Here is a 19168-nt window from a genome sequence, read left to right on the forward strand (position 1 = left end):
GCCGGGTGCGCGACGGGGGATTGTCAGTGCAGTCCGGCAAGCTGGAGGAGCAGGGACTTCACCTCGGTGGCCCTGACCCGGTCGGTGAACGCGTGGGGGGTGGAGCAGAGGATGAGCGGACCTTCGTCGTCGCTCTCGGGGAGGCGGCCGTGGCTGCCGCGAATAGGTGAGGGGTCCAGGGGGACGACCGCCATGCGGTAGCGCATCCCGAGCTTCTTGCGGGCGACCGCCGAGACGGCCTTGAGCCGTACGTAGGGGTCCTCGGGGTCCATGAAGAGCTCGACGGGGTCGTAGCCGGGCTTGCGGTGGATCTCGACGAGCTGGGCGAAGTCGGGGGCGCGGGCGTCGTCGAGCCAGTAGTAGTACGTGAACCAGGCGTCCTTCTCCGCCACGGCCACCAGCTCTCCGGAGCGGGGGTGGTCCAGGTGGTTCGCCTTCTTGCCCTCGTCGTCCAGGAGCTGGTCGATGCCGGGCAGGTCCGCGAGCGCCTCCCGGACCGCTTCCAGGTCCTCGGGGCGGCGTACGTAGACGTGGGCGAGCTGGTGGTCCGCGACGGCGAAAGCGCGGGAGGCCATCGTGTCCAGGTACTCCATGCCGTCCTGGGTGTGCACCTCCAGCAGCCCCGCGCGGCGCAGCGCCCGGTTGATGTCGACGGGGCGGCTGACGCGGGTGATGCCGTATTCGGAGAGCGCGACGACGGTACGGCCTTCGGCGCGGGCGTCGGCGAGCAGCGGGGCCAGGGCCCGGTCGAGGTCGGCGGCGGCCCGGTGGGAGCGGGGGTCGTCGGGGCCGTGGCGCTGGAGGTCGTAGTCCAGGTGCGGCAGATAGCACAGGGCGAGGGCGGGGGTGCGGGTGGTGATGATGTGGCGGGTGGCGTCGATGATCCATTGGGAGGAGACCAGGTCGGCGCCGGGGCCCCAGAAGTGGAAGAGGGGGAACGTGCCGAGTTTCTCGGTCAGTTCGTCGTGCAGGGCGGGGGGCCGGGTGTAGCAGTCGGGTTCCTTGCGGCCGTCGGCGTAGTAGACCGGGCGTGGGGTGACGGTCCAGTCGGTGTCGGCGCCCATCGCGTACCACCAGCAGATGTTGGCGACGGTGTAGCCGGGGTGGGCGCGGCGGGCGGCGTCCCAGAGCTTGTCGCCCTCGACGAGCCCGTTGTGCTGGCGCCAGAGCAGGACGTCACCCAGTTCGCGGAAGTACCAGCCGTTGGCGACGATGCCGTGTTCGGCGGGCATGGCCCCGGTGAGGAAGGTGGACTGGGCGGCGCAGGTGACGGCGGGCAGGACGGTGGAGAGCGGAGCCTGCGCGCCCTGCTTCCCGAGCGCCGTGAGGTTGGGCATGTGGGCGAGGAGTTGCGGGGTGAGGCCGACGACGTCGAGGACGAGGAGGGGGGTGGGGCCCTGGTGGTCTGCCGTGCCCGGGGTGGTTCCGGGGGCGTCGTTGCTCATGGCAGCTCCTTGAGGCCGAGGTCGACGAGGAGGTCGCGGGCGAGGGTGAGTTCGGCGGCGATCCCGTCCGCGAGCCGGGTGCGGGTGCGGGGGCGCAGTTCGGCGGGGAGCGCCTGCCAGGTGTACGTCTCCACCTCCAGGTGCCGGGTCAGCGGCACGGCTCCCCCGACGAGCCGGGTCAGTGCCGTGCGGAGCACGGGGAGCGTGGAGGTGAGCGGGGGCGCGGGCGGGGCGTGCAGCGGCACGTGGAAGTGGGCGCGCCAGGGGGTGGAGTCGGGGAGCGCCCCGCCGGCGATCGCCTCGTCCAGGTCGTCGGTGCCGCGCAGCCCGGCGGCGGTGCGCATGCGGGTCTGGTGGAGGAAGCGCGGTTCGGCGAAGGCGGCGAGCGCGGTGCGGACCTCGGGCAGGTGGGGGTGTTCGGCGTGCAGGGCGGCGGAGAGCTGGGACTTGACGACCGGGATGCCCGCCGCGGTCAGGGCGTCGAGCGCGGTGTCGGGGTCCTCGAAGGAGGTCGCCAGGTGGCAGGTGTCGACGCAGATGCCGATGCGTTCGTGGCCGACGTCGGTGAGCGGGGCGATGGCGTCGGCGGTGGTCTCCACGGTGCAGCCCGGCTCCGGTTCGAGGCCGACGCGGATGGACTTGCCGGTGAGTTCGGCGAGGGCGTCCAGGCGCTGGGCGAGCGTGGTGAGGGCGGTGCGTGCGGTGCGGGGGGCGCCGGGGTCGGTGGCGTAGGGGGTGCGCCAGGCGAGCGGGAGGGTGGAGATGGTGCCCTCGGTGACGTCGTCGGGGAGGAGGGCGGCCAGGAGGCGGGCCAGGTCGGTGGTGTGGGCGAGGCGGTCGGGTTCGGTCCAGTCCGGCCGGTAGACCCGGTACTTGACCTCGTCGGCGCCGAACCCCTCGTACGGGAAGCCGTTGAGGGTGACCACTTCGAGGCCCCGGCTGTCGAGTTCGGCGCGGAGGGCGCGGAGTTCGGCGGGGTCGTCGGTCAGGGCGCGGGCGGCGTCCCGGGCGAGCCAGAGGCCGATGCCGAGCCGGTCCCGGCCGAGCCGGCGGCGTACGGGCTCGCAGTGGTCGCGGAGCTGGGCGCGGACGCCGTCCAGGGTCTCGGCGGAGTGGACGTTGGTGCAGTACGAGAGGTGGACGACGGACCCGTCCGGGTGGCGGAAGCGCATGGCCTCACTCCCCGCCGCGCAGGATCGAGTTGCCCTCGTGGAGCGCGTCGGGGGCGGGGGTGTCCAGCTGGAGGCGGCCGCTCTGCCCGTAGAAGGCGACGGGGTTGCGCCAGAGGACCTGGTCGACGTCGTCCTCGGTGAATCCGGCCTTCAGCATGGCGTCGGCGACCTTGCGGGTCTTCAGCGGGTCGCTCTTCCCCCAGTCGGCGGCCGAGTTGACGAGCATCTTCTCGGTGCCGTGGTTCTTGAGGATGGCGACCATCCGGTCCTCGTCCATCTTGGTGTCCGGGTAGATGGAGAACCCGGCCCAGCAGCCGCTGTCAGTGGCGGCCTTTACGGTTGTCTCGTTGAGGTGGTCGAGCAGGACGAACTCCGGGGGGAGGTTCGATTCGCGGATGACGTCGATGGTGCGGTGGAGACCGGCGAGCTTGTCGCGGTGCGGGGTGTGGACGAGGGCGGGCAGCCCGTGGTCGGCGGCGAGCTGGAGCTGAGCGGCCAGCGCGTGGTCCTCGGCCGGGGTCATGGAGTCGTAGCCGATCTCCCCGACGGCGACGACGGAGTCCTTGACCAGATAGCGGGGCAGGGCCTCTAGGACGGGGGTGCAGCGGGGGTCGTTCGCCTCCTTGGGGTTGAGGGCGAGTGTGCAGTGGTGGGCGATGCCGTACTGGGAGGCGCGGAAGGGCTCCCAGCCGAGGAGGGCGTCGAAGTAGTCGTAGAAGCTGGCGGGCGAGGTGCGGGGCTGGCCGAGCCAGAAGGAGGGTTCGACGAGGGCGCGGACGCCCGCGTCGTACATCGCCTGATAGTCGTCCGTGGTCCGGGACGTCATATGGATGTGGGGGTCGAAGATGCGCATCAGGACTCCTCCGTGGGGGCGGCGGGGGTGGCCCGTTCGGGTGCCGGGGCGTGCTCGGGCGAGCCCGGTGGGACGGTGCGCCCGGGAGCCGGGGCGGTGAGGGCGAGGACGGTGCGCAGGTCCGGCGGGACCTCACGGCCCGCGGCGGTCCGTTCGGCGGCGAAGTCGGCCAGCATGCGGGCGAGTTCGGCGTCCCCGTGGGCCCGTTCCCCGAGCCGGGCGACGGCCTCCACCGGCACCCCGGTGAACAGGCACTTCAGTAATGCGTGGCGCCAGGCGTGCGGGGGGAGGTGGGCCGCTCCGTACGGGCCGACGGCGGCGGCGACCAGTCGGGGGTCGTTGGTGCGCAGGGCGTCCTCGACGAGCGGCAAGGCGGTGGCGCCGAGGGCGAGGCGGTCCAGGGTCAGCAGGACGGCGCGGCGTTCGGCGGCGGTGCCCTGTTCGTAGAGCCGGGTGAGGGAGGGCAGCGGGGCGCGGGCCTCGATGAGGAGGAGGGAGCGTACGGAGTCGGCGTGCCGATGACCGCAGTGCCGGCCCGCGGCGGCGAAACGCAGCTCCCACGCGGGGGTGGCGGTCCCGTCGGCGGCGGGCCCGTCGGGCGTGGCGTGGTGCGCGGCCTCGGTCAGGGCCTCGTGGAGCCAGGCGCGGGCGGGGGCGTCGAGTTCGGTGTCGAGTTCCTTGCGGGTCTTCAGCACGGTACGCCGCCCTTCTTCCTGCCGCTCCCGCTCCCGGTCAGGGCGTTGCGCAGGAAGGCGAGGGAGGTGCGGGCGAGTTCGGGGCCCGCGTGGGAGTGGCGGGGCAGCTCGACGACGGTGAGGCCCTGGTAGCCGGTGGCGGCGAGGGCGGCGAGCACGGGCGGGAAGTCGATCTCGCCGTCACCGAAGGGGAGGTGCTCGTGGACGCCGCGCCTCATGTCCTCGATCTGGACGTGCCGGAGCCAGGGGGCGGAGTCCCGGACGCACTGCGCGGGGGTGGCCTCCTCCAGGCACTGGCAGTGGCCGATGTCGAGGGTGAGGCCGAGGGACGGCGGATCGCCCAGGAGGCCCCGGAGGTGGTGGAAGTCCGCGAGGGTGGCGAGGAGATGACCGGGTTCGGGCTCGACGGCGAGGGGGATGCCGGTCCGGTCGGCGGCCTTGAGTACGGGGGTGATCGCTTCGGTCAGCCGTTTCCAGGCGGTGTCCGGCGCGGTGCACGGCGGGGTGATGCCGCTGAAGCAGTGGACGGCGTGCGCGCCGAGCCCGGCGGCCACGTCCACCGCCCGGACGAGCAGCGCGGTGCGGGCGGCCCGGGCCTCGGGGTCCGGGTCCAGGAGGGAGGGGCCGTGCTTGCGGCGCGGGTCCAGGACATAGCGGGCCCCGGTCTCGACGGTGACGCGGAGCCCGAGGGAGGTGAGCCGGCGGCCGACGTGGCGGGTCCGCTCGGTGAGGTCCGGGGCCAGGGGGTCCAGGTGCATGTGGTCGAGCGTCAGCCCGACGCCCGCGTAGCCGAGGTCGGCGAGGAGCCCGAGGGCGTCGTCGAGGCGGAGGTCGGTGAGCCCGTTGGTGCCGTAGCCGAGGTGGAGGGTCATGTGGGGCTCACCTTACGGGCGAGGGAACGGGACAGGGGGACGAGCGCCATCACGGCGAGACCGGAGCCGGGCGCTCCGTTGCGGGCGGCGAGCGCCGCCTGGAGCGGGATCATGGCCCGGATGCCCCCGCCGACCGCCCGCTGGGTCAGGGGCGGGGACGGGTTGAGTGCGGCGTGCAGGAGGGGTGGCCCAGCGGTACGGAGGTAGGCGCCGGTGAACGCGGTGAGCAGGAGGTCGGCGGGGGTGAGGTGGTGGGGGCGGGTGGGCCGGTGTGCCCCTGGGCCTCCTGCCCGTACGGACCCGTGCTCCCAGGGCCCTTGGGTCAGTACCGGGCGGTGTGCCCCCGGCCCTCCTGTCCCTGCGAGCCGGTGCTCCCCCGGGCTGTTCGTCCGGGCCGCCCGGTGCTCCCCCGGTCCCCCGGTCCGGGCTGCCCGGTGAGCCGGTATCGAGGTCCGGCCTGCCCCGCCCGCCGTGAGCACGGCCGTGCCGAGCGCCGCCGTCGTGGCCAGGATCGCGAGCGGTACGGCGGTGGAGCCGCCCTGTGCCTCGTGGCGGGAGACCGCGGTGACGCCGTAGGTGTGCGCCCCGAGCGCGAGGGCGGCGGGGAGGGGGCCGCGTACGAACGCGATCCGCGCGGCAACGTTGTCGCCCCCGCCTCGCGCGGTCGCGGCCGTCCCGCTCCCCGCTGCCGTCGCCGTCGCTCCCAGCAGCAGGTCCAGGGAGCGGGCCGCGGCCATCGCCGCCGGGCCCGCCTTCGTGTGCTTCAGGCGGAGGTCGTAGGCCCAGACCGTGGCGGCCAGGCCGGTGGCGACCGCGAGCGCCGGGCGGCCGGCCCGCGCCGCGAGGGCCAGGCCCGCCGCCGTCAGGACCCCGGCCGCGCCCAGGGCGGCGGCCGGGCTGACGCGGCCCGAGGGGATCGGCCGGTGCGGGCGGTCGACGGCGTCCTCCTCGCGGTCCGCCCAGTCGTTGAGCGCCATCCCCGCCTCGTACAGGCAGAGCGAGGCGCCGATCGCGAGTGCCGTGCCCCGGCCGGGACCGCGGCCCACCGCCGCGGCCCCCGCCAGTGCGTCACCCGGCACGGAGAACAGTGCGGAGACCCGGAACAGTTCGCTCCAGGCCCGCACGGCGTCCCCTCTCCCCCGTGCGGGGGACGGCTTGAGCCTGTCCGGTGCGGGCGCAGTCCCACCCGTACCGGACAGGCCGTCTTCAGGAGGGCGACCCGGGGTTCTCCAGGGCACCCGCAGGCCGGCCCCGAGCAGCGGCAGGGCCCGCGGCAGCCGCCTCACGCCATGCCCCGCAGCCGCTCGGCGAAGGCCAGCAGGGTGGCGTACTGCTCCGCGAGCGCGGCCGATGTGCCGCCGTCCGGGTCCTTGAAGTAGAAGCCCAGCTCCGGGCGGGGACCGCTGAGCCCCGCCTCGTGGGCGCGGGCCAGCAGCCGGGCCAGGTCCAGGACGAGCGGGGCGGCCAGGGCCGAGTCGCAGCCCTGCCAGGTGGTCTGGAGGATCATCCGGGAGCCCAGGAAGCCGTCGAAGGCGATGTGGTCCCAGGCCGTCTTCCACTCCCCCATCGCGGGGACGTCGTCGATGTGGACCTCGCCCTCGGGGGCGGTGCCGAAGGTGTCGGCGAGGACGCGTTCCTTTCCCGCGTTCTTGGCGGCGGCCGCCGCCGGGTCGGCCAGGGCCGCCCCGTCCCCGCCGCCCAGCAGGTTCGACCCGGACCAGGCCCGTACGGGCAGGGCGCGCTGGAGGAACATCGGGGCGAGCACGGAGCGGAGCAGCGTCTGGCCGGTCTTGCCGTCGCGTCCCGCGTGGGGAAGTCCGCAGGCGGCGACATCGTCGGCCAGCTCGGGGGCGCGCAGGCCGGTGGAGGGGGTGAAGTTGACGTAGGAGCAGCCTGCCCGGAGGGCGGCGGCGGCGTAGAGGGAGCTGGCGGGGAGCCTCGGGTCGTCGGGGCCGGGGGCGGGTTCGGTGGAGGCGACGTTGACGACGACGGTGCGGGCCAGGTCGTGGCGGTGGGCGAAGTCGGTGAGGTCGGCGGCGAACGCGGCGATGAGCTGCTGGTCGGTGCGGGTGTCGCCGGGGAGCGGTCCGCCGGGGCGGATCTCGGCGTCGGCGGCGTCGAGTTCGGACCGTACGGCGGTGGGGAGGCGGTGGGGCAGTACGCCGGCTTCGGCCAGCGCCTCGGCCCGTTTGGTGAGGGGGCAGTCCAGGGTGTCGTGGCCGCCGAAGACCAGGGAGGTCAGGGGCGGCAGCCCGGTGTCGGCGAAGGGGGGCGTCTCGGTGACCATGCCGGTGGGCGGGTGGAGGCCCGCCGCGATGGCCGCGCACCCCGCGGTGGCGGTCGTGGCGACGGAGCCGCGTGCTCCGATGAACCAGACGCCCGTCCGGTGGCCCGGGCTGTCGGCTCCACGGTGTGAACTCTCCGTGGGCGTTAGGCCTTCACGAGCGGCGTGTGAGGTCACGGGCTGCCTCCCTGGGGGATGAGGGGGTGGAAGACGGCAGGCGGGGGAAGGTCGGGGTGATCCCCCCGCCCGTCGTCGGCAGAGGCGGCCGCCCTACGTCGAGGGCAGCTCCTTCAGTTGGATGTTGCGGAAGGACACCTGGTCGTCGGCTCCGTGGTTCTGGAGGCCGATGTAGCCGTCCTTCAGGCTGCGGGCCGGGTCGGTGTTGGTGAAGTCGTTGATCTTCGCTCCGTTGAGGAAGACCTGCAGACGTTCGCCCTGGACCTTGATCTCGTAGCTGTTCCACTGGCCCGGGGGCCGCAGGACGCGGTCACGGGCCTTGATGTTCGCGGACTTGAAGCCGTAGACGGCTCCTGTGGTGCGGTCGGCGGCATCGGTGGCGTCGATCTGGATCTCGTAGCCGTTGTTCACCGCCGACCAGGGGTCGTCGGACTCCGGGAAGCCCACGAAGACACCGGAGTTGTCGTCGCCGGCCATCTTCCAGTCGAGCTTGAGCGAGTACGCCTTCAGCTCCTTGGCCTGGTAGTAGAGGAGGCCCATGCCGCCCTCGGAGTGCAGGGCGCCGTCACTGACGGTGAACTTGCCGGGGCCCGCCTGCTTCCAGCCTTCCAGCGTCTTGCCGTTGAAGAGGGGCCGGTAGTCCTTGCCGGGCTTGCAGTCGGCCTTCACCTGGCCGGTGGCGTAGCGCAGTCCGCCCGACAGGTGCTGGCGGAAGGCCGGTTCGGCGTAGGACTCCTTGGTGTGGCCGAGGCCGGTGTAGAAGGAGCGGCCGCCCTGGTAGGTCTGGCACCAGGAGATCGGGTGGTCCCCCTTCATGTTGCCGCCGGTGTAGGTGGTCTCGTCGAGGGTCGCCAACACCTTCGCCTGGTCACGGGGGTTGGTGCGGTAGTTGTACCACTCGTCGGTGCGCTCCCACTCCTCGTCCAGGTGCGCGGTGGCCGGATGGTCGTGGTCCTCGACACGGATCGTGGCGGGCTGGATGTGCGGGTGGGAGTCGAAGTAGGCGCCGACCAGGCCGCCGTAGAACTCCCAGTCGTACTCGGTGTCGGCGGCGGCGTGGATGCCGACGTAACCGCCGCCGGTGGCCACGTAGTGCTCGAAGGCCTTCTGCTGCTCGTCGTTGAGGACGTCACCGGTGGTGGAGAGGAACGCGACCGCGTCGTAGCGGGCGAGGTTGCTGGTGGTGAACTGGGCGGCGGACTCGGTGGAGTCGACCGTGATGTTGGTGTCCTTGCCGATCTCCTTCAGCGCGGCGATGCCGGCCGGGATAGAGTCATGGCGGAAGCCGGCGGTCTTGGAGAAGACCAGGACGCGCTTGGCGGTCTTGTCGACGGGGGTGTCGGAGAGTTCGAAGTCGTCGATGTCGTAGAGGGCGCCACTACCGCCCTTGAAGACGAGGAAGAGTTCGGTCTGCTTCTTCGGCGCTCCGCGCAGCGGGATGTCGATGTCCTGGAAGGCGTCCCAGCTGCCGGTCACCGGGACCGGGCCCGAGCCGAGGATCCTGCCGGTGGGCGATCCGGTGCGGACTTCAAGAAAGCCGCCCGAACCGGCCGACGAGATCCGGGCGGTGAGCTTGGTGGTGCCCGCCAGGACGTAGGTCCTGAAGGAGATCCAGTCGTCGTTGTGGATGTCCCCGACGGTCTTGCCGCCGTGGGCGCTGGACTTGCTGGGGGTGGTGACGCCCAAGGAGTCGTCGAAGTGCTCGGCCTGCCGGTGCCGGGGCTGGAGGCGCGCCTGGTCCTTGCCGGTCAGCCTGGCCTGGCCGCCACCGCCGTTGTCGGTGTAGGTGGCCGAAATGCCGCCGTAGATATTGGCGTTGGGGTCGTGTCCGCCTTCCATGGCGGTCTTGATGGTGCCTTCGCAGCCGTGTTCGGTGGTCATGTCGTGGCCGTGGCTGTCGTGGCCCAGGATGAACTTGACCTCGACCTTCGCGCAGTCGATGGCCCCGTCCTCGGGGTCGCTGACGTTCACCTTGAACGGGACGGAGTCACCGAACTCGAAGAGCTGGCCGTCCTGGGGGAGCACCAGCTCCACGGTCGGGGCGGTGTTGCCGACGGTGATGTGGACGCTGGCGGAGCCGGTGCGGCCGGTCGGGTCCTCGGCGGTGAGGGTCGCCACGTACGTGCCGTTCTTCTTGTACGTGTACGTGGGGTCGGCAGCTGTGGAGGTGCCGCCGTCACCGAAGTCCCAGGAGTACGTGAGCGGGTCGCCGTCGCTGTCGGAGGTGCCGGCCGAGGAGAACCTCACCTTCAGGGGCGCGGTGCCGGAGGTCTTGTCGGCAGAGGCCTCGGCAATGGGTGATCGGCCACCGGTGGCGTTCTCGATGCGGTAGAGCGCGGAGTTCTCGTCGCCGCCGAACCAGGCGAGGCCGTAGTCCAGGACGTACAGCGCCCCGTCGGGGCCGAAGGCCATGTCCATGATCTGGGTACCGGACCACGGCACGTCGTTGATGGACCGGACCGTGCCGTCGGCATCGTGCTCGATGCGCTTGATCCACCGGCGGCCGAACTCCCCGGCGAAGAAGTCGCCGTCGTACGCCTCGGGGAACTTGACCGGCGAGTCGAGGTCGGCGTCGTAGCGGTAGACCGGTCCGCCCATCGGGGATTCCGAGCCGGAGCCGAACTCGGGCAGTGAGTCGCCGTCGTACGGGATCCAGGCGGCTTCCGCGGGCGGCAGGTCGACGAGGCCGGTGTTGTGCGGTGACTCGTTCTTGGGGTTGGCGCAGTCGAAGGGGGCGCCGGAGACCTTGGTGGCGAAGTCGTAGTCGATGTACGGCTCGTTGTCACCGACGCAGTACGGCCAGCCGAAGTTGCCGGGCTTCGTGACGCGTGCGAACTCGACCTGGCCGGACGGGCCGCGCTGGGCGTCGGCCGCACCCGCGTCGGGGCCGTAGTCACCGACGTACAGGGTGCCGGTGGCCTGGTCGACGGAGAAGCGGAACGGGTTGCGGAAGCCCATCGCGTAGATCTCGGGGCGGGTCTTCTCCGTGCCGGGCTCGAAGAGGTTGCCCTCGGGGACGGTGTACGAGCCGTCCTCGGCCACCTTGATCCGCAGGATCTTGCCGCGCAGGTCGTTGGTGTTGCCGGAGGTCCGTTGCGCGTCGAACGCCGGGTTGCGGCTGGGGCGTTCGTCGATCGGGGTGAATCCGTCGGAGGCGAAGGGGTTGGTGTCGTCGCCGGTCGAGAGGTAGAGGTTGCCGTCCTTGTCGAAGTCGATGTCACCGCCGACGTGGCAGCAGATGCCGCGCGAGGTGGGGACGTCCAGGACCTGCTTCTCGCTGGCGGTGTCGAGCGTGCCGTCCTCGTTGAGCACGAAGCGGGAGAGCCGGTTGACGCCTTCGAATTTCGCGAAGTCGGCGGCGGTGCCGGTCTCCGGTGCGTCGCCGGGCGGGGTGTCCAACGGGGGTGCGTAGAAGAGGTAGATGGCCCGGTTCTCGGCGAAGTCGGGGTCGACGCCGACGCCTTGCAGGCCTTCCTCGTCGTGCGTGTACACGGGGAGGGTGCCGGAGATCCTGGTGTTGCCGGCGCTGTCGGTGATCCGCAGCTCGCCGCCGCGCGAGGTGTGGAGGACGCTGCGGTCGGGGAGGACGGCGAGCGACATGGGCTCGCCGGTCTCCTCCACGCCCTTGGCGAGGGTGACCTGCTGGAAGTCCTCCGCCGCGGGCGCGTCGTGGCCCGGGTGGCCCGGGTGGGCGGTGGCGCCGGGGGCGGAGCCGAGGGTCAGGGTCGCGGCGGCGAGCAGGCCGCCGGTGAGGAGCGCGAGCGTTCTACGGACGCGGGTCCGGGCCAGGAGCCGCTTTCTGGTTCTGTGCACGTAGGTCCTCCGGAGGGTGCCGGTTGTACGGGCGGATGCAGCCGTGCCGCGCGGGGACTGCCGCGCGTGTGTCACCGGGGTCGGGAGCGGCCCCGGTGACGCGAGTCATGTCGTGTACACGCTGAGGACGGTAGACCTGTTCGTCCGGGACGGAAAGCCCTTGTGCAGGGCTGGGCCGAACTTCTGCTTCCGTCAGGACAAAGGGGCTTCGGGGCAGGGCGCGGCAGCCCCGGGGCACCTCGTGGAGCACCCGGGGCTGCGCTGCCGCGGGCCTACGCGCCGCCGCCGAAGGCCGCGTCGAAGGAGGCCGAGGGCGGGTCGAAGTCGTACCGCTTCAGGTCGGCAAGCGCTTGCGGGGCGCCCGTCAGCCGGTCCATGCCCGCGTCCTCCCACTCCACCGAGACGGGCCCCTCGTAGCCGATGGACCGGAGCATCCGGAACACGTCCTCCCAGGGCACGTCGCCGTGCCCGGCGGAGACGAAGTCCCAGCCGCGCCGGGGGTCGCCCCACGGCAGATGCGAGCCGAGGCGCCCGTTGCGGCCGTCGAGCCGCTTGCGGGCCTCCTTGCAGTCCACGTGGTAGATCCGGTCCCGGAAGTCGTAGAGGAAGCCCACCGGGTCCAGGTCCTGCCAGACGAAGTGGCTCGGGTCGAAGTTCAGCCCGAACGCGGGCCGGTGGTCGACCGCTTCGAGGGCGCGCTTGGTGGTCCAGTAGTCGTACGCGATCTCGCTCGGGTGCACCTCGTGGGCGAAGCGCACCCCCTCCGCGTCGAAGACGTCCAGGACCGGGTTCCAGCGCTCCGCGAAGTCCTCGTAGCCGCGCTCGACCATGTGCGGCGGGACCGGCGGGAACATCGCGACCAGGTGCCAGATCGAGGAGCCGGTGAACCCGACGACGGTGTCGACCCCGAAGGCGGCGGCCGCCCGCGCGGTGTCCGCGATCTCGGCGGCGGCCCGCTGCCGTACGCCTTCGGCCTCCCCGTCGCCCCAGATGCGGGCGGGCAGGATGCCCTGGTGGCGTTCGTCGATCGGATGGTCGCAGACGGCCTGGCCCACCAGGTGGTTGGAGATGGCGAAGCACTTCAGGCCGTACTTGTCGAGCAGTTGGCGCCTGCTCTTCAGATAGCCGGGGTCCGCGAGCGCCTTGTCGACCTCGAAGTGATCGCCCCAGCAGGCGAGTTCGAGCCCGTCGTAACCGAAGTCGCGGGCGTGCTTGCAGACCTCCTCCAGCGGGAGGTCGGCCCACTGGCCGGTGAAGAGGGTGAAGGGGCGGGGCATGGGCGGGAACCTCCTAGGAGGGGACGGCGGTGTGTACGGAGTTCTTGGCGGCGCTCTCCTCGACGGCGGCGAGCACCCGCTGCACCTGGAGGCCGTCCGCGAACGAGGGCCGGGGCTCGGTGCCTTCGGCGATCGTGCGGATCACGTCACGGGCCTGGTGGACGAAGGTGTGCTCGTAGCCGAGGCCGTGGCCCGGCGGCCACCAGGCCTCCAGGTAGGGGTGTTCGGGCTCGGTGACCAGGATGCGGCGGAAGCCGGAGGTGGCGGCGGGCTCGGTGTGGTCGTGGAAGGACAGCTCGTTGAGCCGCTCCAGGTCGAAGGCGAGCGAGCCCAGCTCCCCGTTGACCTCCAGCCGCAGCGCGTTCTTGCGGCCCGCCGCCATCCGGGTGGCCTCGAAGGAGGCGAGCGCCCCGGAGGCGAGGCGACCGGTGAACAACGCGGCGTCGTCCACGGTCACTTCGCCCAGCTCGGCCGTGTCCGCGCGGCCCGAGAGCCCTGCCGAGGCCCCGGCCAGGAGGGGCCGCTGCCGTACGAAGGTCTCGGCCACGGCGGAGACGCCCGTCAGCGACTCCCCCGCCAGGTACTGGGCGAGGTCGACGATGTGCGCCCCCAGGTCGCCCAGGGCGCCCGACCCGGCATGCTCGCGCTTGAGCCGCCAGGTGAGCGGCGAGGACGGGTCGACCAGCCAGTCCTGGAGATAGCTGGCGCGTACGTGGCGCAGGGTGCCGAGGCGGCCGTCGGCGATGAGCTGCCGGGCGTAGGTGACGGCGGGGACCTTGCGGTAGTTGAAGCCCACGATCGCCACCTGGCCCCGGGCCTTCGCCGCCTCGGCGGCACGGACCATCGCCTCCGCCTCCGCCACCGAGTTGGCGAGCGGCTTCTCGCACAGCACGTGTTTGCCCGCCTCCAGGGCGGCGATGGCGATCTCCGCATGGCTGTCGCCCGGGGTGCAGATGTCGACCAGCTGCACGTCGTCCCGGGCTATCAGCGCCCGCCAGTCGGTCTCCGCGGCCGCCCACCCGTGCCGGGCGGCCGCGGCGTCGACCCGCGCCCGGTCGCGTCCGCAGATCGCGGCGAGAGCGGGGCGCAACGGCAGGTCGAAGACGTGTCCGGCGGTGCGCCACCCCTGGGAGTGGGCGGCGCCCATGAACGCGTAGCCGACCATGCCGACCCCGAGCGTCCCGCGCGCCTGCCTCGGGGGCGGCGCCGGTGTCCCGGTCTGCGCTTCCGTCTCCTGCTCTTGCCTACGGGCCATGCGGACTTCCTCCTCGTCGTTGTGCGGTAACGGGCCGGGGGACGCGCTCGCCACATCCCCCTCAGTCCCGGTCAGTTGAAGCCCGTCGGCAGGTACTGGTCGATGTTGTCCTTCGTCACCACCGCCGAGTACAGGGTCAGGGAGGTCGGGATCTCCATCTCGGAGAGGCCGCCGACGCCCTTGCCTTGGCCGAGCGCCCGGGCCAGGTCGATGGCGGACGCGGCCATCGTCGGCGGGTAGAGGACGGTCGCCTTGAGGACCGAGTTGTCGGCCTTGATGGCGTCCATCGCGGACTTGGCACCGGCGCCGCCGACCATGATGAACTCGTCGCGGCCCGCCTGCTGGATGGCGCGGAGCGCACCCACGCCCTGGTCGTCGTCGTGGTTCCACAGGGCGTCGAACTGCTTCTGCGCCTGGAGGAGCTGGGCCATCTTCGCCTGGCCCGACTCCACGGTGAAGTCGGCCGCCTGACGGGCCACCAGCTTGATGTTGGGGTAGTTCTTCAGCGCGTCCTTGAACCCCTGGCTGCGCTGCTTGGTCAGCTCCAGGTTGTCGATCCCGGCCAGCTCGACGACCTTGGCGTCCGCCTTGTCCTTGAGCTGTTCGCCGATGTAGTGACCGGCGTTGAGCCCCATGCCGTAGTTGTCGCCGCCGACCCAGCAGCGGTACGCCTGCGGGGAGGCGAAGATCCGGTCCAGGTTGACGACGGGGATGCCCGCCGTCATCGCCTCCAGGCCGACCTGGGTGAGCGCCTTGCCGTCGGCGGGGAGGATGACGAGGACGTCGACCTTCTTGTTGATGAGGGTCTTGACCTGGCCGATCTGGGCGGCGGTGTCGTTGGAGCCCTCGGTGATCTCCAGCGTCACCTCGGAGTACTTCTCCGCCCGGGACTTGGCGTTGAGATTGATGGCGTTGAGCCAGCCGTGGTCGGCCTGCGGTCCGGCGAAGCCGATGGTGACGGGCTTGCCCGGCTTGTCGTCGGCGGCGGGCTGGCTGTTGCCGGCGGGCTGGGCCCTCTTGGGCTCGTTGCTGGTGCAGGCGGTCAGGAGCGCGCCCGCGGAGAGGGCGGTGGCTCCGAACAGCAGCCCTCTGCGGCTGGTCTCTGGCATGGCGGTGGAACCCTTCATCCGGTGGGTGACGTACGGAGTGCGGCTCTCGGTGAGGCGGTCGGTCAGGTGTCGGCGCCGCGCAGGGTGCGGCGCTGGACCAGGACGGCGGCGACGATGATGGCGCCCTTGGCGATCTGCTGGACGTCACTCTGGAGGTTGTTGAGCGCGAAGATGTTGGTGATGGTGGTGAAGATCAGGACGCCGAGGACCGAGCCGACGATGGTGCCGCGCCCGCCGCTGAGCAGGGTGCCGCCGATGATCGCGGCGGCGATGGCGTCGAGTTCGTACAGGTTGCCGTTGGTGTTCTGGCCGGAGCCGGAGAGCACGATCAGCATGAAGGCGGCGATGCCGCAGCAGAGCCCGGAGAGGACGTAGAGGTAGAGGCGCTGGCGGCGGACGTCGATCCCGGCGAGCCGGGCCGCCTCGGCGTTGCCGCCGACGGCGACCGTGCGACGGCCGAAGGTGGTGCGGTTGAGGATCAGCCAGCCGATGACGGTGACGGCGGCGAACATGATGACCAGCGGCGGGACGCCGAGGATGTAGGAGTTGGGCAGTCCCAGGCTCAGGACCGGGTCGACGGTGACGATCTGGGTCCTGCCGTCGGTGATCATGAGGGCGAGGCCGCGCGCCGAGGCGAGCATGGCGAGCGTCGCGATGAACGGGACCATCCCCCCGTACGCGATGAGCACGCCGTTGACCAGTCCGGCGGCGACACCGACGATCACGGCGGTGAAGGCGATGCCCGCGAAGCCGTACTCCTGGGTGGCCAGCGTGGTCGCCCAGACCGAGGCGAGGGCGACCATCGCGCCGACGGAGAGGTCGATGCCGCCGCTGGTGATGACGAAGGTCATGCCGACGGTGACGACCCCGATGACGGAGGCCTGCGTCAGGATCAGCTGGAGGTTGCCGGTGTCCAGGAACGCGTCGGGCTCGGTGATGCCGCCGACCAGGACCAGGGCGGCGAGGACGCCGAGCAGGGACAGGATCCGGACGTCGAGCCGCAGTCCGAGGCCGGGCTTGCGGCCACCGGTCTTCGCCGGGGGCGGGGCGGCCGGGCCGGTGAGGCCCCGCTTCTCCGGCCCGTTGTGCTGCGCCGACGGGGCGGGCTGTGTCATGGCGTCGGGCTCCCTTCCATCACGAGGTCGAGTACGCGGTGCTCGTCCAGCTCCTGGGCGGGGGCCGCGTGCACGACCCGGCCCTCCCGGAGCACCAGCACCCGGTCGGCGAGGCCCAGCACTTCGGGCACTTCGCTGGAGACGAGCAGGACGGCGAGGCCTTCGTCGGCCAGCCGGCGGATCACGGCGTACAACTCGGCGCGGGCACCGACGTCGACGCCCCGGGTGGGTTCGTCGAGCAGCAGCACCCGACAGCCGCGCAGCAGCCAGCGGGCGAGGACGGCTTTCTGCTGGTTGCCGCCGGAGAGGGTGCGGATCAGGGCCTCCGGGATGTCCGGGCGCAGGGAGAGTTCACGGGTGGCCTCCCGCGCGGACCGCCGCTCGCCGCCCCGGTCGATCCAGCCCAGCCGGGCGAACCGGGACAGGGAAGACACGGAGACGTTGCGGGTGACGGACTCGGTCATCAGCAGGGCCTGGGCCTTGCGCTCCTCGGGGGCGAGCCCGATCCCGGCGGCGACGGCGGCCCGGACGCTGCCGGAGCGCAGCTGCCGGCCCGCGACCGTGACGGTGCCGGTGGTCGCCCTGCGGGCGCCGTAGATCGTCTCCAGGATCTCGGAGCGGCCGGAGCCGACGAGACCGGCGAGGCCGACGATCTCACCGGGCCGTAGTTCGAGGTCGACGGGCGCGAACTCCCCTTCACGGGAAAGCCCTTGGACTCGAAGGACGGGTTCGGCGGTGGCCGCGGCGGCCTCCTCGGGACGCGGCGGGAAGACGTACTCGACATCGCGGCCGGTCATCATGGCAACGATGTCGCGGGTCGGTGTCCCGGCGGCGGGGAGCCCGACCGCGACCGCCCGGCCGTCCTTGAGCACGGTGACCCGGTCACCGATGCGGCGGATCTCCTCCAGCCGGTGCGAGATGTAGACGACGGCGACCCCGTCGGCGGTGAGGCCGTCGACGATCCGGAAGAGGTTGTCGACCTCGTCGGGGTCGAGTGCGGCCGAGGGCTCGTCCATCACGATGAGCCGGACGTCGTGGGAGAGCGCCCGCGCCATGGAGACGATCTGCTGCTGGGCGGCGGAGAGCTGCCCGACGGGACGGGCAGGGTCGATCTCCGGGTGGCCGAGCCGGGCCAGCAACGCCTGCGCGGCGAGACGCCCCTCCCCCGTACGGACGACGAAGCCCGCGCTGGTCGGCTCGTGACCGAGGAAGACGTTCTCGGCGACCGACAGCCCTTCCACCAGGTCGAGTTCCTGGTAGATCGTGGCAACTCCCAGCCGCATGGCGGCGATCGGGGACTTGAGCCGTACGGCTTCGCCGCGCCAGGTGATCTCACCGCCGTCGGGTTGGTGGGCCCCGGCCAGCACCTTGATCAGGGTGGACTTGCCCGCGCCGTTCTGGCCGAGGAGACAGTGGACCTCACCGGCCTGGACCTCCAGGTCGACGCCGTCCAGGGCGCGTACGCCGGGGAAGGACTTGGTGATGCGGGACATGGTGAGCAGGGGCGGTTCCGGTGCCATGACGAATCCCCTCGGCGGATGGGCCTCCCCCGCCCCCGGCTGGTGCCGGGCGTGCGGGGAGGGCCGGTGAGCGGGCGGGGCGCGCAGGGCAGGCGGTGCCGTGGAGCCGGCGGCACCGCGAGCGGCTGCTGCCGCTGACGGGGTACGTGACGCCGACGAGGACGTGACGCGTACCTGACCAGTGCGGTGGTGCGTACGGTGATGGGTGCGGGCGCTTGGGGCGGGGCGGTACGGGTTCGGCGCGGGGCGCTGGGGGCGGTGCGGGGTGCGGTGGTGCGTTCGAGTTCGGCGGTGGCGCGGGGCGCTCTCCGGCCCGGCGGCCTAGGCCGGAGAGAAGAGGTGGTCGCTGATGAGGCGGGCCGCGCCGATCACTCCGGCGGTGGGGCCCAGCTCGCCCAGCACGATGGGGAGGTTGCCGGTGGCCAGGGGCAGGGACTGCCGGTAGACCTGCGTACGGACACTGGCGAGGAGGTTGTGACCGAGGCCGGTGACCCCGCCGCCGATCACCACCAGACCGGGATTGAAGAAGCTGACCAGGCTCGCGATGACCTGGCCGAGCCGGTTGCCGCCTTCGCGGATCAGGTCGAGCGCCGCCGCGTCCCCGGCCGCGGCGGCGGCGGCCACATCGGCGGCGGTGAGACGGCCGGCCGACTCCAGCCGGGCGGCCAGCTCGGGCGAGCGGCCCTCACGGGCGGCGCCCTCCGCGTCGCGGGCCAGGGCGGCCCCGCTGAAGTGGGCTTCCAGGCAGCCCTTGTTGCCGCAGGCGCAGGCCCGGCCGTCGGGGTCCACCCGAATGTGCCCGATGTCCCCGGCGCTGCCCGTCGTCCCCCGGTAGACCTCACCGCCGACGACGATCCCGCAGCCGATCCCCGTACCGATCTTGACGCAGAGGAAGTCGCCCACGGAACGGGCCACGCCCGCGTGCTGCTCCCCCATCGCCATCAGGTTCACGTCGTTGTCGACCCTGACCGGGCAGCCGAGATCCTGGCTGAGCGCCTCACGGACCGGGAACCCGTCCCAGCCGGGCATGATCGGCGGGGCGACCGGCACACCGTCGGGGAAGCGGACGGGGCCGGGGACCCCGATGCCCGCACCGTCGAACCCCTCGGCGAGGCCCGAGGCGCGGAGCTTGGCCGCCATCGCCAGGACCTGCTCGAAGACGGCGATGGGCCCCTCGCGTACGTCCATCGGCTGGTTGAGATGCCCCAGGACCTCCAACTCCGCGTTGGTGACGGCGACATCGATGGACGTGGCTCCGATGTCGACCCCGAGGAGGCGCAGTTCGGGGGCGAGCCGGATGTTGTGCGAGCGGCGCCCGCCGCGGGATGCGGCGAGCCCGTCCGCCACCACGAGACCGGTCTCCAGCAGCCGGTCCACCTCGACGGCGAGCTTGGAACGCGAGAGGTCGACCTGATCGCCCAGCTGAGCACGGGAGTTGGGTCCCCCGTCGCGCAGCAGCCGGAGCAGCCGTGCCTGATGCGCGTTCGCGGGTCGTGCCGTCATGCGTCTCACGTGTCCCTCCCCGCCACATCCGGCCGGTCCGTCGGGCTTTCGAGGGAAACGTAGCAGCGCCTTCCCGGA

Annotated in this window: 14 protein-coding genes; all 14 read right to left on the reverse strand. The window is 72.2% G+C overall.

What is annotated here, in order from left to right; translation table 11 throughout:
- Positions 1–23: 23 nt before the first annotated feature.
- The 14 genes from AC0682_RS23025 to AC0682_RS23090 all read right to left on the reverse strand — a co-directional run bounded on the left by AC0682_RS23025 (position 24) and on the right by AC0682_RS23090 (position 19090).
- The gene (locus AC0682_RS23025; protein WP_478534895.1) at positions 24–1445 is read right to left on the reverse strand and encodes an alkaline phosphatase family protein; all 1422 of its coding nucleotides are present in this window, start codon (positions 1443–1445) and stop codon (positions 24–26) included.
- A complete protein-coding gene (gene eboE / locus AC0682_RS23030) occupies positions 1442–2617 on the reverse strand; it encodes a metabolite traffic protein EboE (protein WP_478534896.1) in 1176 nt (391 codons plus the stop codon). Before eboE ends, AC0682_RS23025 begins: the two co-directional genes overlap by 4 nt.
- Before the next feature lie 4 nt (positions 2618–2621).
- Complete coding sequence (locus tag AC0682_RS23035) at positions 2622–3470, reverse strand: TatD family hydrolase (protein WP_478534897.1); 849 nt, start codon at positions 3468–3470, stop codon at positions 2622–2624.
- Positions 3470–4165 (reverse strand): EboA domain-containing protein, encoded by a 696-nt coding sequence (locus AC0682_RS23040; protein WP_478534898.1) that lies wholly within the window; start codon positions 4163–4165, stop codon positions 3470–3472. The genes AC0682_RS23035 and AC0682_RS23040 overlap by 1 nt, the downstream gene beginning before the upstream one ends.
- On the reverse strand, positions 4159–5037 hold the full coding sequence (locus tag AC0682_RS23045; protein ID WP_478534899.1) for a sugar phosphate isomerase/epimerase family protein: 879 nt from the start codon (positions 5035–5037) through the stop codon (positions 4159–4161). The genes AC0682_RS23040 and AC0682_RS23045 overlap by 7 nt, the downstream gene beginning before the upstream one ends.
- Positions 5034–6161, reverse strand: a complete 1128-nt coding sequence (locus tag AC0682_RS23050) for an SCO3242 family prenyltransferase (RefSeq protein WP_478534900.1) — start codon at positions 6159–6161, stop codon at positions 5034–5036. Before AC0682_RS23050 ends, AC0682_RS23045 begins: the two co-directional genes overlap by 4 nt.
- A 158-nt stretch (positions 6162–6319) precedes the next feature.
- On the reverse strand, positions 6320–7498 hold the full coding sequence (locus tag AC0682_RS23055; RefSeq protein WP_478534901.1) for an inositol-3-phosphate synthase: 1179 nt from the start codon (positions 7496–7498) through the stop codon (positions 6320–6322).
- A gap of 93 nt (positions 7499–7591) precedes the next feature.
- On the reverse strand, positions 7592–11311 hold the full coding sequence (locus AC0682_RS23060; protein WP_478534902.1) for a ThuA domain-containing protein: 3720 nt from the start codon (positions 11309–11311) through the stop codon (positions 7592–7594).
- A gap of 272 nt (positions 11312–11583) precedes the next feature.
- Positions 11584–12588 (reverse strand): sugar phosphate isomerase/epimerase family protein, encoded by a 1005-nt coding sequence (locus AC0682_RS23065; RefSeq protein ID WP_478534903.1) that lies wholly within the window; start codon positions 12586–12588, stop codon positions 11584–11586.
- Positions 12589–12601: 13 nt separating this feature from the next.
- Positions 12602–13843: a Gfo/Idh/MocA family protein gene (locus AC0682_RS23070; RefSeq protein WP_478534904.1), complete on the reverse strand. Its 1242-nt coding sequence runs from the start codon at positions 13841–13843 to the stop codon at positions 12602–12604.
- A 71-nt stretch (positions 13844–13914) separates the two neighbouring features.
- Positions 13915–14952, reverse strand: coding sequence for a substrate-binding domain-containing protein (locus tag AC0682_RS23075; protein WP_478534905.1), 1038 nt, complete (start codon positions 14950–14952; stop codon positions 13915–13917).
- A gap of 62 nt (positions 14953–15014) precedes the next feature.
- Complete coding sequence (locus AC0682_RS23080) at positions 15015–16067, reverse strand: ABC transporter permease (RefSeq protein ID WP_478534906.1); 1053 nt, start codon at positions 16065–16067, stop codon at positions 15015–15017.
- Positions 16064–17587, reverse strand: a complete 1524-nt coding sequence (locus tag AC0682_RS23085) for a sugar ABC transporter ATP-binding protein (RefSeq protein WP_478534907.1) — start codon at positions 17585–17587, stop codon at positions 16064–16066. The genes AC0682_RS23080 and AC0682_RS23085 overlap by 4 nt, the downstream gene beginning before the upstream one ends.
- Positions 17588–17908: 321 nt before the next feature.
- Complete coding sequence (locus tag AC0682_RS23090) at positions 17909–19090, reverse strand: ROK family transcriptional regulator (RefSeq protein WP_478534908.1); 1182 nt, start codon at positions 19088–19090, stop codon at positions 17909–17911.
- Between the last annotated feature and the right edge of the window lie 78 nt (positions 19091–19168).

It is taken from the genome of Streptomyces sp. NPDC043746, from assembly GCF_056436485.1.

What these genes read in the sequence shown, in the direction of transcription:
- AC0682_RS23025 (WP_478534895.1), bottom strand. Translation starts at nt 1,445, where the DNA reads ATGAGCAACGACGCCCCCGGAACCACCCCGGGCACGGCAGACCACCAG.
- eboE (WP_478534896.1), bottom strand. Translation starts at nt 2,617, where the DNA reads ATGCGCTTCCGCCACCCGGACGGGTCCGTCGTCCACCTCTCGTACTGC.
- AC0682_RS23035 (WP_478534897.1), bottom strand. Translation starts at nt 3,470, where the DNA reads ATGCGCATCTTCGACCCCCACATCCATATGACGTCCCGGACCACGGAC.
- AC0682_RS23045 (WP_478534899.1), bottom strand. Translation starts at nt 5,037, where the DNA reads ATGACCCTCCACCTCGGCTACGGCACCAACGGGCTCACCGACCTCCGC.
- AC0682_RS23065 (WP_478534903.1), bottom strand. Translation starts at nt 12,588, where the DNA reads ATGCCCCGCCCCTTCACCCTCTTCACCGGCCAGTGGGCCGACCTCCCG.
- AC0682_RS23070 (WP_478534904.1), bottom strand. Translation starts at nt 13,843, where the DNA reads ATGGCCCGTAGGCAAGAGCAGGAGACGGAAGCGCAGACCGGGACACCG.
- AC0682_RS23075 (WP_478534905.1), bottom strand. Translation starts at nt 14,952, where the DNA reads ATGCCAGAGACCAGCCGCAGAGGGCTGCTGTTCGGAGCCACCGCCCTC.
- AC0682_RS23080 (WP_478534906.1), bottom strand. Translation starts at nt 16,067, where the DNA reads ATGACACAGCCCGCCCCGTCGGCGCAGCACAACGGGCCGGAGAAGCGG.
- AC0682_RS23085 (WP_478534907.1), bottom strand. Translation starts at nt 17,587, where the DNA reads ATGGCACCGGAACCGCCCCTGCTCACCATGTCCCGCATCACCAAGTCC.
- AC0682_RS23090 (WP_478534908.1), bottom strand. Translation starts at nt 19,090, where the DNA reads ATGACGGCACGACCCGCGAACGCGCATCAGGCACGGCTGCTCCGGCTG.